Origin of the sequence: Micromonospora sp. DT43 (assembly GCF_049841645.1) — a bacterium.
Lineage (GTDB): Bacteria > Actinomycetota > Actinomycetes > Mycobacteriales > Micromonosporaceae > Micromonospora.
Genome location: NZ_JBNCKR010000001.1, coordinates 38,478 through 54,050, shown reverse-complemented (window position 1 = coordinate 54,050; position 15,573 = coordinate 38,478). Strand labels below are relative to the sequence as shown.

The following is a 15,573-nucleotide window of genomic DNA, read 5'->3' as shown; positions in this document are numbered from 1 at the left end:
CGGTCAGTCCGACGGGTCGGTGCGGCGGGCGGGCCGCATCGGGTCGGCGCTGACCACCACCCCGGTCATGGCGTTCGCCACCCGCGCCCGACCGACCACCGGCTCCATCTGTCGGCGGAAACGGTCCCGCTCCTGCTCGGGCACGAGCGCGGCGGAACGCACCACCACGGCGGCCACCATGTCGTTGAGCTTGACCATCGCCGCCACCACGACGGGCAGCACCAGCACCGCCCACCAGGTCACCAGCTCCGCGAGGGCGAGCAGCACCGCCAGGGCGACGGCACCCTCGAAGAAGAGGAAGCAGAGCACCCCTCCGGGGTTGACGAACCGCAGGCCGAGGAGCCGGGCGTAGAGCGGCCGGTACCGCTCCTCGTCGGCGGGCATGGTGGCCCACGCCGTACGGTTCGGCCCCGTCACCGACTGCTGCCCTGCCGGGCGGCCGCCACCGAGAAGACCGCCCGCTCCAGGGCGTACGCCCGGTCGTCCGAGCCGCCCTTGACGGCCGCGTTGCACTCGGCCGCGACCTGCATGGCCCGGACCAGCCCCTCCGGCGTCCAGCCGCGCCCCTGCCGCTGCGCCCGCTCGATCTTCCAGGCCGGCATCCCGAGGCTGCTGGCGAGCTGGTACGGGTTGCCTCGCCCGGCCGACGCCACCCGTGCCACAGTGCGCACCCCGTCGGCCAGGGCGTCGGCGATGGGCACCGGGTCGACGCCGACGTGCAGGGCCCAGCGCAGCGCCTCCAGAGCGGCAGGCACGTCGCCGACCATGGTGGCATCCGCCACCGTGAAGCCGGTCACCTCGACCCGTCCCCGGTAGTAACGGGCCACCGTCTCGGCGCTGATCCGCCCGTCGGTGTCGGCGATGAGCTGGGAGCAGGCGGCGGCCAGCTCGCGCATGTCGTTGCCGACGGCCGCGATCAACGCCTCGGCGGCGTCGTCGGTGCACTTTCCGCCGGCCCGGCGGATCTCGTCGCGGACGAAGGCGACCCGTTCGCGGTGCCCCTTGAGCTTGGCCGCCGGGACTACCGTCGCGCCGGCCGACCGCAGCCCGTCGGCGAACGCCTTGCCCTTGGCCCCGCCCAGGTGCAGGACCAGCAGTTGGACGTCCGGGTCGGGATTCTTCGCGTACGCCAGCAGCGCGGCGACCAGGTCCTTCCGGGCGTCCTGACCGGAGCGCAGGATGAGCAGCCGCCGCCCACCGAACAGCGACGGGCTGAGCATCTCGGCGATCTCGCCGACGGTGAGCGCACCTGCCTGGTACTCGCGAACGTCCGCCCCGGCGTCGATGCCGCGGACCCGCTCGACAGCTTCGGTCACGGCGCGCGTGGCGAGCAACTCCTCGTCGCCGAGGACGAGCAGAATGGGTGCGAGGCTGGCGGGGGTCACGTCGCCCATATTCGCACGGCCCATGGCGGGTACGGGCCTGCTCATTCGCCGCCCGGTCGGTACAGCCCGCACTAAGCGCAAATCCAGACATTTACCTCGGTTCACCATCTAATCCGCAAGACGGTCGCTATTTCGTCCGTGACGCTGCAATTTCCACGGCAGGGCCGCCCGAATGGCGGTGGTCGCCTTGCACGCCGGCCGGTCCGGCACCCCCTCGGGTCGCCTCTCACGCCGGCCGTCCGGGCGCCCCCTGGCGGTCGCCTCTCATGGAGGCCGTCCGGGCGCCCCCTGGCGGTCGCCTCTCATGGCGGCCGTCCGGGTGGCACCCCTCGGTGGGCCACCGCGAGACCGGCGCCGGTTCGGATCGCCGCCAGGTCACCGTCGGTGTCGGTCCGCAGGACCCGGGTGCCGCTCCTGCTCAGCCGGGCCAGCAGCGCCGGGTTCGGGTGCCCGTAGGTGTTGCCCGCACCGACCGGCACCAGCGCGACCGCCGGCCGGACAGCGGCCAGGAAGCCGTCGTCCTGATACGCCGAGCCGTGATGGGCGACCTTCAACACGTCCGCGCGTAGCTGTTCCGGTGCCGTCCGGGCCAACACGGCGTGCTGCTCCTCGGTCTCGGCGTCGCCGGGCAGCAGGATTCGCACGCCGGCGACGGTGGCGCGCAGCAGCAACGAGTTGTTGTTCGGGTCGGACCTCGTGCCGGCCAGCGGGTACGGAGGACCGAGCACGAGCAGGTCGACACCGCCGACCCGATGCAGCGCCCCGGCGGTGGTGCCGAGCAGCGCGGCCCGCCCGCTCAGCGCCGCCGCGCGGACCGCGTCCCGGCCGCTCGCCGGGTCCGTCGATGGTGGCGTCAGCACGGCGGTCACCCGTCGGCCGCGGAACACCCCGGCCACACCGCCCACATGGTCGACGTGGAAGTGACTGACCACCAGCAGCGGCACCTCCCGGATGCCCAGCCGCCGCAGGCACCCGTCCACCGCGCCCGGGTCCGGTCCGGCGTCGACCACCACCGCCCGGCCGGGGGCGACTGGCAGCACCAGGGCATCGCCCTGCCCCACGGCACAGGCCACCACCACCCAGCCGGGCGGCGGCCAGCCGGTGGCCAGCAGCCGGATCGGGAGGGCACCGAGCAGCGCGGCGAGAGCGACGATCGCCACCAGCCGGCGTACCACCGGTCGACGTGCGGCGACCAGCAGCGCCACGGTCAGCCCGGCCAACAGCAGGGCACCCCACGCGCCGCCCGGCCAGGGCAGGGTACCGGCGGGGAGGCGGGCGCCGTGGCGGGCGAGGACGACGAGCCACCAGGCCGGCCAACTGGCCAGCCACGCGACGAACCCGGCGCCGGCCGGCCAGACCGGTGACAGCACGGCAGCCGTCACGCCCAGCACCGTCGCCGGAGCGATGGCCGGCACCGCCAGCAGGTTGGCCGGCACGGCCACCAGGCTGACCGTGCCGGAGATGCCTGCGACGACCGGCCCGCAGGCCACCTGGGCGGCCGCCGGCACCGCCAACGCCTCGGCCAGCCCGGCCGGGACACCTCGGCGGCGCAGCCCGTCCCGCCAGCGCGGCGCGAGCAGCAACAGACCACCGGTGGCCAGCACGGACAGCGCGAACCCGGCGTCGCCGGCCAGCTCGGGGTCGGCCAGCACCAGCACCGTGACAGCGGCGGCCAGTGCGGGCAGTGCGGCCCGGGGCCGACCGGCGGCCAGCGCGACGAGCCCGATCGCCCCCATCGTGGCGGCCCGGACGACGCTCGGCGACGGGCGGACCAGGATGACGAAACCCACAAGCGCCACCCCGCAGAGCAGGCCGGCGAGCCACGGGCCGGCACGCGCCCAGCGGGCCGCCAACAGCACCGCACCCAACACGATCGCGACGTTGCTGCCCGAGACGGCATTGAGGTGTGTCATCCCGGTCGCCCGGAAGTCCTCCTCGACGGCGGGTGGCAGGCGGGTGGTGTCCCCCACGACCAGCCCCGGCAGCAGGCCACCCGGGTCGTCGGGGAGGGGCGCGCAGGCCCGTTGCAGGCCGGCTCGCAGCGTGCCGGCGGCGCGCTGCGCCCAGGACGGCGCACCGTGGCGCTCGGGGGGACCTGTGACGCCGAGCACCGCCGCGGTGAGATCGCCGCCGCGTGGAACACCGAGGCGACCCTCGGCGGTCACGCGCTGCCCGGGCAGCAGACCTCGCCAGCCCGGGTCGGTGGCCAGGACCAGCAGTCGCGCCGATGTGTGGACCCGCTGGCCGTTCGGCCCGGTCAGCCGGATCAGCTCACTCGACACCAGCAGCATGCCGGGACGGCCGGCGGATCGGATCGGGCGTGGGTCATCCCGGACGACCAGCTCGGCGGTGACCGGAGCGCGCTGCTCGGCCAGGACGCGGATCGGCGGCGCGTCCCGGACGGCCAGGCGGCCGGCGGTCGCCGCCGCGCCACAGAGCACGCCGAGGCCGACCGCGACGGCGATCCAGCCGTGCCGACGGGCGGAAGCCCCGGGGTGACCGAGTCGGCCGAGCAGGTGCAGGGCGCTCACCGCCGACAGCACGGCCGCTGTCCCGCCCACCAGCAGGAGCGGGCGGACGCCGACGTGCAGGCCGGTGAGCGCGGTGAGCCAGGCGGCCACGGCCAGCCCGGCGAGCCGAAGATCGGGCGGCGGGGCCCCGGGTGGAGCAACGGCGGCGCGACGCGACGGTGCCTGGTGACCGCCGCTCACACCGTCACCAGGTCCTTGAGCTGCTCATAGCGCGCGTCACCGATCCCGTCGACCTGGCGCAGGTCACCGACGCCCTTGAACCCGCCGTGCTGATCCCGGTAGGCGAGGATCCGTTGGGCGAGCACCGGCCCCACCCCCGGCAGCGCGTCGAGCTGGGCCAGCGTCGCGGTGTTGAGGTTCAGCGGACCGCCGGCGGCAGGTGCTCCGCCAGCCGCCGGATCGGCCCCACCCCCCGGCGCCGGTGGTGGCGTCACCCCGACCACGATCAACTCGCCGTCGGTGACCTTGCGGGCGGGGTTGAGCAGCGCCACGTCGACCCCGGGCAGCGGGCCGCCGGCCGCCTGCACGGCGTCGGCGAGCCGCGCACCGGCCGGCAGGCGCACCAACCCGGGCCTGCGGACCTTGCCCGCGACCGCCACCACCAGCTCGCCGGCCGCCGACGCGCTCCCCTGCTCCGCCGCGACGGCCGGGGCCGCCTCGGCGGTCGACGGGGCGACCGGTTCCGCGTGCGGCCGGGACCGCCAGGCCCAACCGGCGGCGGCCAGCACCACCACGAGGGCGACGACCGCCAGCGCCCGCACACCGCGCCGCCCCGGATCGAACGCCCCGGGGCCGGGCAGCCGTGCCGCACCGCCGTCGGGTTCGGGGGGCACGTCCGCCGGACTGGTCAGCGGCGCACCGTTCCTGAGTGGCGGCGGGAGCGCCTCCCCGAGCGGCCCGCCGCCACCCGTCCGGGCCGTCAACCGGCGCAGACGCTGGCGTACCTCTGTCTCCTCGTCCTGCGACACACCGCGACGCTAGGACGACGGGCGGAACGCCGGGGCGCCGCGACCTGGACCTGTGGACAACCGGCGCCACTGTGGACAACGCCCTGATCATGTCCGGATCTGCTATCGGGCAACCCGGGGCAACGGCCCCTCGTGACGCACCGGGGCCAGGCACGAGAGGTAGCGCGGATGCATGGACAACCATTAATGTGAGAGGTGTGACGTGTGACGTCACGGTGAACCAGCGCCCAGCGGATCGATCCCGTACCGCGCCCACCCACCGGAAACGGGGCACGCGGCACGTCCCGCACCGCCGACCCGTGCCGTCCCGCTGGGGCGCGCGCCCGCACGACGGACACCCCCTCCGTCGACGTCCGTGGGCTCCCGACCGCCTGGCCGCCACCCATCCCCACCACCCCCACCAGCAGTGAAGAGGAATCCATGGACGTCAAGAGAAGGCTGAGCCGTTCGCTGGCCGCCGCGGGGACCCTGCTGGTCCTCGCCGCCGGTGCCGGCGCCTACGTGGTCTCGGAGACGCCCGGCGTCGCCCGCGCCGCCGGCACCGGCCCGTGTGACATCTACGCCGCCGGCGGCACGCCGTGTGTGGCCGCGCACAGCACCACCCGAGCCCTGTACGGCGCGTACAACGGCCCGCTCTACCAGGTCCGCCGCTCGTCGGACAACACCACACGCGACATTGGCGTGCTCGCTGCCGGCGGCGTCGCCAACGCCGCGACGCAGGACACGTTCTGCGCCAACACGAACTGCGTGATCACGGTCATCTACGACCAGTCCGGCCGCAACAACCGCCTCACCCAGGCACCTCCGGGCGGCTTCAGGGGCCCCGCAGCCGGCGGGTACGACAACCTCGCCGACGCGAAGGCGGCACCGGTCACCATCGGCGGCCAGAAGGCGTACGGCGTCTACATCGCCCCCGGCACCGGCTACCGCAACAACAACACCAACGGCGTCGCGACCGGCGACCAGCCCGAGGGCATCTATGCCGTCGTCGACGGCACGCACTACAACCAGTGGTGCTGCTTCGACTACGGCAACGCGCAGACGAACGTCCAGGCCGACGAACGCGCCATCATGGAGACGGTCTACTTCGGCGCCAACAAGCAGTGGGGCTACGGAGCAGGGGCCGGCCCCTGGATCATGGCCGACCTGGAGTGGGGGCTGTTCTCCGGCGTGAACGCCGGCTACAACAACATCGCGCCCATCAACCACCGCTTCGTGACCGCCATGGTCAAGGGCGAGCCGAACCACTGGGCGATCCGGGGTGGGAACGCGCAGTCGGGCGGCCTGACGACCTACTTCGACGGCCGACGCCCCAACGGCTACAACCCGATGAAGAAGGAGGGGGCGATCCTGCTCGGTATCGGTGGCGACAACAGCATCACCGGCCGGGGCACCTTCTTCGAGGGTGTGTTGACGTCCGGCTACCCGTCGGCCGCCACCGACGACGCCGTCCAGGCCAACATCGCCGCTGCCGCCTACACCCCCGCCGGCGGCAGCAGCAACCCCCAGCAGAACGTGCAGGTCGTGGGCGCCCAGTCCGGCCGCTGCGTTGACGTCCCCAACGGCACGACCACCAACGGCACCCAGGTGCAACTGTGGGACTGCATCAGCAACAGCGCCGCCCAACGCTGGTCCTACACCGCCGGAAAGCAGATCCAGGTGTACGGCAACAAGTGCCTCGACGCCAACGGCCAGGGCACCACCAACGGCACCCAGGTGATCATCTGGGACTGCAACGGGCAGGCCAACCAGCAGTGGAACCTCAACTCCAACGGCTCCATCAGCGGCGTCCAGTCGGGGCTCTGCCTCGACGCCAACGCCGCCGGCACCGCCAACGGCACGAAGCTCATCCTCTGGGCCTGCAACGGGCAGCAGAACCAGCAGTGGGCCCTGCGTAGCTGATCAGGCAGCCGGGCGTGCTGCCTCGGCGTCAGCACCACGACGCGGAGGCAGCACGCGCGCGCCGGACCAAGTGACGAACCGACCAACCGAGCAGCGGATCAGCGGATCAGCGGGCCTCCGGATCGAGGCCGAGCACAGCTCGTCCGCCGTCGACAGGCAGTGTCACCCCGTTGACGAAGCTGGCGGCCGGCGACAGCAGGTACGCGACCGCCTCCGCCACCTCCTCGGCACGCCCGATCCGGCCCACCGGGTGCAGCCGGGTCAGCTCGGCGTCGATCCACTGGGCCTGGGACGGCTCCTGCGCGGCGAGGAACTCGGCGTGCCGCTCGGTGGCGATCGAGCCGAGCGCGACGGCGTTGGCGCGGATGCCGTGCCGCCCGTACTCGACGGCCAGCGCCCGGGTCAGCCCCTCCACGGCGGCCTTCGCCGTGGCGTACGGCAGGGCGCCCGACACCGGCCGGCGGGCCTGGTGCGACGAGACGTTCACGATGGCCCCGCCCGTGCCGGCGGCCAGGAACCGGCGGACCGCCACCGCCGCGCCCACCACGGCCGGGCGCAGGTTCAGCCCGATCAGGTCCAGCACGGTGTCGGCCGACGCCGAGTGCAGCGCCGCGTCCCGGAAGACCGCAGCGTTGTTCACCCAGCCGGTGAGTCGGGCGGCGCGCTCCGCCACCTCGGCGGCCTGCTCGGCCACCCGCTCGTCGCCGGCGTCGCCGACCACCGACAGCAGGCGGTCGGCTGCCGGGTGCCCGGCCAGCCAGTCCACCGCGTCGGCGTCGCGCTCCACGACGACGACTGTGACCCCTGTCGTCACCAGCCGTTGCACCACGGCCCGGCCGATGCCTCGGCCGCCCCCGGTCACCACGCAGGCGGTGGCCACCGGCTCAGCCCTCCGACCGGCGGTGTACGACCACGCACGCCAGCCCCGGCCCGGCGTGCGCGGCGACCACCGCGCCGGCCTCGGAGACGTACGTGTCGCGTAGCCGTGCTCCGAGCCGCTCGGTGAGCGCGGCGAGCAGCGCCTCGGCGCGTTGCGGCGCGGCCAGGTGGTGTACGCCGAGGTCCACGTCGTCGTCGCCGGCCGCCTCGACGGCCAGGTCGACGAGACGGGCCACTCCCCGGCTGGCGGTACGCACCTTCTCGCGCAGCACGATCGCGCCGTCCGGCATGTGCATGATCGGTTTGACCGACAGGGCGGTGCCGAGCAGCGCCTCGGCCGCGTTGATCCGGCCGCCCCGGCGGAGGAACTCCAACGTGTCGACGTAGAACCAGACGGTGGTCCGGGCGACGGCGGCGAGAGCCGCGTCGCGTACACCCGCGAGGTCTGCTCCGGCCTCGGCGGCCGTGGCGGCGGCGATGGCCGGGAAGCCGAGTCCCATGCCGGCGGAGCGGCTGTCGACGACCTCGACGCGACCGTCGAGGTCGGCGGCGGCCAGCCGGGCCGCCTCGACGGTGCCGGACAGGCCGGAGGACAGGTGCACCGAGACGATGCCGTCGGCGCCGTCGTCGAGGAGGCGGCGGTACGTCCGGGCGAACTGCTCGGGCGCCGGGCGGGAGGTGGTCGCCGTGACCCGGCGGGCGCTCAGCGCCCGGGTGGCGTCGGCGGGTTGGGTCTCCACCCCTTCCAGCCCTTCCGCGCCGTTGAGCACGACGGTCAGCGGAATCACCGTCAGCCGGTGCGCCTGCGACAGCTCGGGCGGGAGGTAGGCGGTGGAATCGATGACGACCGCGACGGGCATGCCCGGCACGCTAGCCGATCGGGGCCCCGAACGCCGAAGCGCGAACCCTCAGATCGCGTCGACGGCGACCGGCGCGGTGATCAGGCCGACATTGTGGGCCCGCAGCTGCCAACCCCGGACGTCCTGGGGACGGCCGACGGCCGGCGCGCTGGGTGCGCGCCGCAACTCGGTCCAGTGGCAGTTGGCCAGGGAGCCGACGCCGCGCAGCACGCCCGGGTCCCAGCCGAGCAGGTGACCGACGCCCTGCCGGGAGCCGCCACCGTGGGTGGCGATGACCACTGTGCCGTCGGGGGCCGCATCGGCCGCTTCCCGAAGGGCTGCGGCGACCCGTTCGCCGAGGTCGTGCAGCGGTTCGAGATCGGCGCCCGGGTCGGGGTCGCCGGCTCGCCAGCGGGCGTACTCGGCGGGGAAACGCTCGGCGACCTCGGTGAGGTGCAGGCCCTGCCACTGGCCGAAGTGCCGCTCGCGCAGCCGGGCGTCGGTGCGGACCGGAAGCCCGGTCAGCGCGGCCAACGCCGCCGCGGTCTCCGCGGCGCGGCTCAGGTCGCTGGACACGATGGCGTCGGGACGCAGCGCCGCGAGCAGCGGGGCGGCGGCGCGGGCCTGGTCGCGGCCGAGCTCGTTGAGGGGTACGTCGGTCTGCCCCTGGACGCGGTTGGCGGCGTTCCAGTCGGTGTTGCCGTGCCGCCAGACGATCAGCCGGGTCATTCGGCCGCGGCGGTCCCGCCGGCGTCGGCCTCGACCAGGTCGCGGTCGACGAACGGGATGGTGGGGCAGTCCTTCCAGAGGCGGTCGAGCCCGTAGAACTCGCGCTCCTCGGTGTGCTGGACGTGCACCACGATGTCGACGTAGTCGAGCAGCACCCAGCGGCCGCCCCGCTCACCCTCGCGCCGGATCGGCTTGGCCTTCTCCGGAAGCTCCAGCAGGCGCTCCTCGATGGCGTCGACGATGGCGAGCACCTGACGCTCGTTGGGGGCGGCGGCGAGCAGGAACGCGTCGGTGATGGCGAGCTGGTCGCCGACGTCGATGATCGAGATGTCCTGCGCCTTCTTGTCGGCGGCGGCCTGGGCGGCAGCGATAGCCAGCTCGTGAGCGCGTGCGGAAACTGTCACCGTTCTCCTTCGATCAACCTACGATGCTCCAAGCGTCTCACACCCGGCGAGGTCCCGACCCGTGAGTTCTGGTCGGTTAGCGGCACGAAACGGTGCATAGCGGGCAGGATCAGGACTGGTAGAGGCGCCGCTTGGCGATGTACTGCACCACACCGTCTGGCACCAGGTACCAGACCGGCTCACCCCGGGCCACGCGGGCGCGGCAGTCGGTCGACGAGATGGACATCGCGGGCACCTGGATCAGGCTGACCGTGTCCGCCGGAAGGTGCTTGTCGGTAAGCGGGAAGCCGGGCCGGGTCACCCCGATGAAGTGGGCCAGCTCGAAGATCTCGTCCAGGTCCTTCCAGGACAGGATGCGTTGCAGCGCGTCCGCGCCGGTGATGAAGAACAGCTGCACCTTCGGGCCGTACTCGGCCTGGAGGTCACGCAGGGTGTCGACGGTGTAGGTCGGCCCGCTGCGGTCGATGTCGACGCGGCTGACCTGGAACCGGGGGTTGGAGGCGGTGGCGACGACAGTCATGAGGTACCGGTCCTCGGCGGGGCTGACCGGCTCGTCAGCCTTCTGCCAGGGCTGCCCGGTCGGGACGAAGACCACCTCGTCCAGGCCGAACCGGTCCGCCACCTCGCTGGCCGCGACGAGGTGCCCGTGGTGGATCGGGTCGAAGGTGCCGCCCATGATCCCGATCCGCCGGATATCTTCCTCCACCCCGTGATCGTAGGCCGGGCGTCCGGGGCAGCCATCCCGGCCCGGCAACGGCAGGCGTCGGCCGACTCGGCTTCCCGCGGTGATCGACTCGGCTTCCTGGAAATCGGTGCGTCGTACCCGTCCCGACACCGCGACTTCACGGAACGCGAGTCGATCACTCCCAGGCGGCCCCGCCGCGCAGAAGGAGGCGTATACTCGTTTACGAGTAATCGTCCACGAGCAACGGAGGCATGTCGTGCCGAAGCGGCGCAAGGTCGGCAATCTGCTGGCGCTGGCCGTGCTGTCCGCCCTGGTCCAGCGGCCGATGCACCCGTACGAGATGGCAACCACACTGCGCGCCTGGGGCAAGGACCAGGACATGGAGATCAAGTGGGGCTCGTTCTACACAGTCATCGGCAATATGGACAAACACGGCATGGTCGAGGCGGTCGAGAGCCTGCGCGAGGGGCGACGCCCGGAACGCACCGTCTACCGGATCACCGACGCCGGGCGGGCGGAGCTGGTCGACTGGGCACGCGAGCTGGTCTCCACCCCGATGCCGGAGCATCCCCGCTTCCGGGCCGGCCTGTCCGTGCTCGCCGCCCTGCACCCGGACGAGGCCATCGACCTGCTCCGACAGCGGCTCGACCGGCTGGACGACGCGCTCCGCCGGGACCGCGAGACGCTCGACACCCACCTGCGGGAGGTCCCCCGGCTGTTCCTGGTGGAGTCGGAGTACGACCTCGCCATGCGAGCTGCCGAGACGACCTGGCTGCGGGCCCTGCTCGCGGAGCTGACCTCGGGCAGCTATCCCGGCCTGGACACCTGGCGGGCCTTCCACGAGACCGGCGAGATGCCCCCCGAGCTGACCGAGCTGGCGGAGAGGACCAGCGGCCCCGACACCACCGACTGAGAAAGACAGCTCCGGCGGGGTGCGCCAACACCCCGCCGGAGCCCTACCTCGAACCGACACCTGAGCAGGCACCCGGCCCGAAGCGGCAACCACGAGGATAACCGGGTTCCCTCCCAGGTCGGTTCACGCGCACGCACCGACGACACCCAGGGAGAGAGCATGACCACGGTACGAACCGCGATCGTCATCGGCGGCGGCATCGCCGGCCCGGTGACGGCACTCGCACTGCACCGCGCCGGCATCACCGCCACCGTCCACGAGGCGTACCCGGCCACGGCCAGCGGGGTGGGTGGCATCGGCGGCACCCTCGCGCTCGCGCCCAACGGCGTGGCGGCCCTGCGGACGGTCGGCGCCGACGAGGCGGTGACGGCGACCGCCACCCCGATCGACAGCAGTGTCATGGCCGTCGGCCGTCGGCGCATCGACCTGCCCACGCTTGCCGGGGTGCCGCCGCTGCGCGTGGTGCACCGTGCCGAGCTGCACCGCGTGCTGCACGACCGGGCGGTAGCCGAGGGCGTCGCCTTCGCGTACGGCCGGCGGCTGGTGGCCGTCGAGCAGACCGACAGCGGCGTGACAGCCCGCTTCGAGGACGGCAGCACGGCCACCGCCGACGTCCTGGTCGGCGCGGACGGCATCCGGTCCACGGTCCGTGGCCTCATCGACCCGGCCGCGCCCGGCCCCCGGTTCACCGGGCTGCTCAGTTTCGAGGCGGTGGCCCGGCACGAGGTGGGTGTCGCGCCGGGCACGATGACGTTCGCGTTCGGGCGACGTGGCTACTACCTGTACTGGCCGGAGCCCGGCGGCGGCACCCGCTGGGGCGCCAACCTGCCGCAGCAGCGACCCATGAGTCTCGTCGAGGCCCGCGCGGTGCCGGCGGACCAGTGGCTGGCCACGCTGCGCAGCAGCTACGGCGACGACGACCCGGGGCGCGAGCTGATGGCCACCAGCGCCGCCGACGAACTTCAGGTGGTCGGCTCGTTGCAGATCATGCCGCCGGTGCCGCACTGGCACCGGGGGCGGATGGTGCTGGTCGGCGACGCGGCACACGCGCCGTCGAACAGCTCCGGGCAGGGCGCCTCGCTCGCCATCGAGAGCGGCGTGCAGCTCGCCCGCTGCCTGCGGGACCTGCCCGACGTGGCGTCGGCGTTCGACGCGTACGTGCGGCTGCGCCGCGACCGGGTCGAGAAGGTCGCCGCCCGCGCGGCGCGGATCAACCACGCCAAGGCGCCGGGGCCGGTCGCCCGCACGCTGATGCCGCTGCTGATGCCGCTGCTCGTGCGGACGGCGATGGACCCGGAGCGGACCATCGCCCACGAGCAGCGCTACGTCATCGACTTCGACGCACCGGTGACGGCGGAGCCCGCGCTGCGCTGAACGCCTGGCGCGGGGTGGCCGTCACGCCGCCCCGCGCCCGCCTCGGCTCAGGCCGCCGCGGCGGCCACCGCCGTCCTGGCGACGAGCGCGCGCCGCAGGTCGTCGTCCGCGTCGGTGACCACCCGGCGCAGGCCCGGGGTCAGGTCGTCGCGGGCCAGCAGCGCCGCGGCCGCCTCCCGTGTCGGCTGCGCCACGGCGTAGTGGGGAAACGCCAGCTTGGCGACCCGGTCGGCCGTCCACGTGGTACGCCGACGCGCGGCAGCCGGCATCTCGGTGAAGTACCGCTCGACGTACGAGGCGGTCAGGTCGGCCTGCTCGGGCTGCCAGAACCCCTCGGCCGTCGCCTCCAGCAGTCGGTTGGACAGCTCGGTGTCGCGCACGATGATCTCCCAGGCCGCCTGCTTCGCGACCGGGTCGCCCACGGCGGCCCGGCAGCGGGCTGCCCGTTCCGCACCTGTGGAGCTCACATCGGCGGCCGCCTCGGCGGCGATCTCCGCCTCGCCTGCCGCGCCCAGCACCACGAGTCGGCGCAGCACCGCCCACCGCAGCTCGGCGTCGACCTTCAACCCGGCCGGCACGTCCCGGCCGGCGAGCCAACCGACGAGCAGGTCCGTGTCGGTGGTCGCGGCGATCCAGCCGCGCGCGGCGGCGAGTTGCAGCGACTCCCCCGCCGTGGCGCCGTCCAGCAGCCGCCGGCAGGCCAGGGCGATCCGGGCCAGCGCCGCCGACCGGGCCAGCGGGTCGAGATAGCGGTCCACCAGGGACCGGCTCAGGGTCAGCATGTCCTCCGCGATGATCACCTCGGTCTCGGCGGGCAGCGCCGCGACCATCAGGTCGACCAGGCCGCCGACCGGCCGCTCGCCGTCGGTCACCGCGTCCAGTGCCTCGCTCCAGAGCACCGCCCGGGTCAGCGGGTCGGTGAGGCTCGGCAGGACCAGCGCGACGGCGTCCGCCGACGCCTCGTCGAGGCGCACCTTGGCGAAGGTGAGGTCGCCGTCGTTGAGCAGCAGCAGCTGGGCCGCCGGCTCGCCTGTCAACTCGCCGAGCACGGTCCGACCGCCGTCGACGGCCGGGTCGAGATCCACCTCGGCACGCCGCACGGTGCCGTCCGCCGCGTACCGGCCCACGCCGATCCGGTGCGGACGCAGCACCGGATGCGAGTCGGGCGCGGTCTGCACCACTGCGACCTCGGTGTAGCGGCCGTCGGCGTCGACGGCGACCTCGGCGCGCAGCGTGTTGACCTGTGGCCGACGCAGCCACAGGTCGGCCCAACCGGACAGGTCCCGGCCGCTGGCCGCGCTCAGGCTGGCCAGCAGGTCGGCGAGGGTGGCGTTGCCGAAGCGGTGCGCGGCGAAGTGCGCGTTCAGGCCGGCGAGGAACGCCTCGTCGCCGAGCCACGCCACGAGCTGCCGCAGGACCGAGGCCCCCTTGGCGTACGAGATGCCGTCGAAGTTGAGCAGGCCCTCGTCGGCGTCGGCCACCTCCTCGGGGGCCACCGGGTGGGTGGAGGGGCGCTGGTCGGCCGCGTACCCCCAGGCCTTGCGGCGCATGGCGAACGTCGTCCAGGACTGGTCGAAGCGTGTCGCCTCGGCGGTGACCCGGGTGCCCAGGTACTCCGCGAAGGACTCGTTGAGCCACAGGTCGTCCCACCAGCGCATGGTGACCAGGTCGCCGAACCACATGTGGGCCATCTCGTGGGCGATGGTGGTGGCCCGCAGCTCGCGCTGGGTGTCGGTGACCGCCGAACGGAACACGTAGTCGTCGCGGAACGTGACGATGCCCGGATTTTCCATCGCGCCGGCGTTGAACTCGGGGACGAACGCCTGGTCGTACTTGCCGAACGGGTAGCGCTCCGCGAAGAGCTGGTGGAACCGGTCCAGGCACTGCCGGGTGACGGTGAAGATCTCCTCGGCGTCGGCGTCCAGATGCTCGGCCAGCGACAGTCGACAGTAGAGGCCCAGCGGCACCCCGTCGTGCTCGGCCCGCAACACGTGGTACGGACCGGCGATCAGCGAGAAGAAGTACGTCGAAAGCGGCACGCTCGGGGCGAACTCCCAGCGTCCCGGGGCCGGGTTGGCGGCCACCTCGGCGTTGCTGGAGACCGTCCACTGCGGCGGCGCGGTGACAGTGAGGGTGAACGACGCCTTGAGGTCGGGCTGGTCGAACGCGGCGAAGATGCGCTGCACGTTGTCGAGGAACGTCACCGCGTAGAGGTAGGTCTCGCCGTCGGCCGGGTCGACGAAGCGGTGCATCCCCTCCCCGGCGTTGGAATACGCCATCTCCGCCTCCACGAACAGGGTGTTCGTCGCGGCGAGGTCGGCCAACGGCAGCCGGTTGTCGGTCAACGAGCCGGGGTCGAGGTCGCGGTCGTTGAGGCGTACCGCCAGGAGGTTGGCGGGCTTGACCTCGGCGAAGGTCGCGGTGCCGGGCGTCGCCCGGAACCGGATCTCGACGCGGGAACGGAACACGTCCCCGTCGCCGGTCAGGTCGAGGTCCACCTGATAGGACTCGACAGTAATCGCCGCGCCACGCGCGGTCGCCTCTACACGGGTCAGGCTCGGCATCCGCTTATCCTGCCCGATGGGGATCGGCACGCGGTCCCTAGACGGCCCCGGCACTGGAGGAAAGAACCATGGCGCAGCACCCCAAGGGCGACTTCGACCTCTCCCGGGCGGTCTGGCAACGGGCCGAGGGGGACACCTCGGAGAGCGCCGTCGAGGTCGCGTTCGTCGATGATCTGATCGGGATGCGCAACTCCGCCGAGCCCGACGGCCCCGTGCTCGTCTTCACCCAGGCCGAGTGGGACGCGTTCGTCGCCGGCGCGCAGGACGGCGAGTTCGACCTGGACTGATCGCGCGGCGGTGGCGGGGGGGGGGGGAAGACAGGCCCCCCCGCCCCCCCGGCACGGCACCCCCACCCCCCCCCCCCGCCCCCCCCGCCCCCGCCCCGGGGGGGAGCCCCGAA

At 73.5% G+C, this 15,573-nt stretch carries 14 protein-coding genes; 4 read left to right on the top strand and 10 right to left on the bottom strand.

Annotated elements, in window-relative coordinates; translation table 11 throughout:
* Window positions 1-3: 3 nt before the first annotated feature.
* From ACLQ26_RS00245 to ACLQ26_RS00230, 4 genes are all read right to left on the bottom strand, one after another.
* Window positions 4-417 carry a hypothetical protein gene (locus tag ACLQ26_RS00245; protein WP_425742531.1) on the bottom strand — a complete coding sequence of 138 codons (414 nt, stop codon included), beginning with the start codon at window positions 415-417 and terminating at the stop codon, window positions 4-6.
* On the bottom strand, window positions 414-1,394 hold the full coding sequence (gene holA / locus ACLQ26_RS00240; protein WP_363689368.1) for a DNA polymerase III subunit delta: 981 nt from the start codon (window positions 1,392-1,394) through the stop codon (window positions 414-416). Before holA ends, ACLQ26_RS00245 begins: the two co-directional genes overlap by 4 nt.
* Before the next feature lie 293 nt (window positions 1,395-1,687).
* The gene (locus ACLQ26_RS00235; RefSeq protein WP_425742530.1) at window positions 1,688-4,096 is read right to left on the bottom strand and encodes a ComEC/Rec2 family competence protein; all 2,409 of its coding nucleotides are present in this window, start codon (window positions 4,094-4,096) and stop codon (window positions 1,688-1,690) included.
* Window positions 4,093-4,884 (bottom strand): helix-hairpin-helix domain-containing protein, encoded by a 792-nt coding sequence (locus ACLQ26_RS00230; RefSeq protein ID WP_425742529.1) that lies wholly within the window; start codon window positions 4,882-4,884, stop codon window positions 4,093-4,095. The genes ACLQ26_RS00235 and ACLQ26_RS00230 overlap by 4 nt, the downstream gene beginning before the upstream one ends.
* A 420-nt stretch (window positions 4,885-5,304) precedes the next feature.
* Here ACLQ26_RS00230 and ACLQ26_RS00225 point away from each other — a divergent pair, with 420 nt between their 5' ends.
* Window positions 5,305-6,786, top strand: a complete 1,482-nt coding sequence (locus ACLQ26_RS00225; protein WP_425742528.1) for an arabinofuranosidase catalytic domain-containing protein — start codon at window positions 5,305-5,307, stop codon at window positions 6,784-6,786.
* Window positions 6,787-6,892: 106 nt separating this feature from the next.
* On the opposite strand, the gene ACLQ26_RS00220 is transcribed toward ACLQ26_RS00225, so the two are convergent.
* From ACLQ26_RS00220 to nadD, 5 genes are all read right to left on the bottom strand, one after another.
* Window positions 6,893-7,666, bottom strand: coding sequence for an SDR family NAD(P)-dependent oxidoreductase (locus ACLQ26_RS00220; RefSeq protein ID WP_425742527.1), 774 nt, complete (start codon window positions 7,664-7,666; stop codon window positions 6,893-6,895).
* A gap of 4 nt (window positions 7,667-7,670) precedes the next feature.
* On the bottom strand, window positions 7,671-8,525 hold the full coding sequence (locus ACLQ26_RS00215) for a DegV family protein (RefSeq protein ID WP_425742526.1): 855 nt from the start codon (window positions 8,523-8,525) through the stop codon (window positions 7,671-7,673).
* 48 nt (window positions 8,526-8,573) lie between these two features.
* Window positions 8,574-9,233, bottom strand: coding sequence for a histidine phosphatase family protein (locus tag ACLQ26_RS00210; RefSeq protein ID WP_425742525.1), 660 nt, complete (start codon window positions 9,231-9,233; stop codon window positions 8,574-8,576).
* Entirely contained in the window at window positions 9,230-9,637 is a 408-nt protein-coding gene (gene rsfS, locus ACLQ26_RS00205; protein WP_425742524.1) for a ribosome silencing factor, read from the bottom strand. The genes ACLQ26_RS00210 and rsfS overlap by 4 nt, the downstream gene beginning before the upstream one ends.
* Before the next feature lie 109 nt (window positions 9,638-9,746).
* Window positions 9,747-10,343: a nicotinate-nucleotide adenylyltransferase gene (gene nadD / locus ACLQ26_RS00200; protein ID WP_425742523.1), complete on the bottom strand. Its 597-nt coding sequence runs from the start codon at window positions 10,341-10,343 to the stop codon at window positions 9,747-9,749.
* A 235-nt stretch (window positions 10,344-10,578) separates the two neighbouring features.
* On the opposite strand from nadD, the gene ACLQ26_RS00195 reads away from it, so the two are divergent.
* Entirely contained in the window at window positions 10,579-11,235 is a 657-nt protein-coding gene (locus tag ACLQ26_RS00195; RefSeq protein ID WP_425742522.1) for a PadR family transcriptional regulator, read from the top strand.
* Between the two features lie 159 nt (window positions 11,236-11,394).
* Window positions 11,395-12,609, top strand: coding sequence for an FAD-dependent monooxygenase (locus tag ACLQ26_RS00190; RefSeq protein ID WP_425742521.1), 1,215 nt, complete (start codon window positions 11,395-11,397; stop codon window positions 12,607-12,609).
* A 47-nt stretch (window positions 12,610-12,656) separates the two neighbouring features.
* On the opposite strand, the gene pepN is transcribed toward ACLQ26_RS00190, so the two are convergent.
* Entirely contained in the window at window positions 12,657-15,173 is a 2,517-nt protein-coding gene (pepN, locus tag ACLQ26_RS00185; RefSeq protein WP_425742520.1) for an aminopeptidase N, read from the bottom strand.
* 68 nt (window positions 15,174-15,241) lie between these two features.
* On the opposite strand from pepN, the gene ACLQ26_RS00180 reads away from it, so the two are divergent.
* Window positions 15,242-15,460 (top strand): DUF397 domain-containing protein, encoded by a 219-nt coding sequence (locus tag ACLQ26_RS00180; protein ID WP_091346888.1) that lies wholly within the window; start codon window positions 15,242-15,244, stop codon window positions 15,458-15,460.
* Window positions 15,461-15,573: the final 113 nt, after the last annotated feature.

Bases quoted from the DNA above. Each gene is read 5' to 3' on its own strand.
- ACLQ26_RS00225 (WP_425742528.1), top strand. From the start codon at position 5,305: ATGGACGTCAAGAGAAGGCTGAGCCGTTCGCTGGCCGCCGCGGGGACC.
- ACLQ26_RS00210 (WP_425742525.1), bottom strand. From the start codon at position 9,233: ATGACCCGGCTGATCGTCTGGCGGCACGGCAACACCGACTGGAACGCC.
- holA (WP_363689368.1), bottom strand. From the start codon at position 1,394: ATGGGCGACGTGACCCCCGCCAGCCTCGCACCCATTCTGCTCGTCCTC.
- ACLQ26_RS00190 (WP_425742521.1), top strand. From the start codon at position 11,395: ATGACCACGGTACGAACCGCGATCGTCATCGGCGGCGGCATCGCCGGC.
- pepN (WP_425742520.1), bottom strand. From the start codon at position 15,173: ATGCCGAGCCTGACCCGTGTAGAGGCGACCGCGCGTGGCGCGGCGATT.
- ACLQ26_RS00215 (WP_425742526.1), bottom strand. From the start codon at position 8,525: ATGCCCGTCGCGGTCGTCATCGATTCCACCGCCTACCTCCCGCCCGAG.
- ACLQ26_RS00180 (WP_091346888.1), top strand. From the start codon at position 15,242: ATGGCGCAGCACCCCAAGGGCGACTTCGACCTCTCCCGGGCGGTCTGG.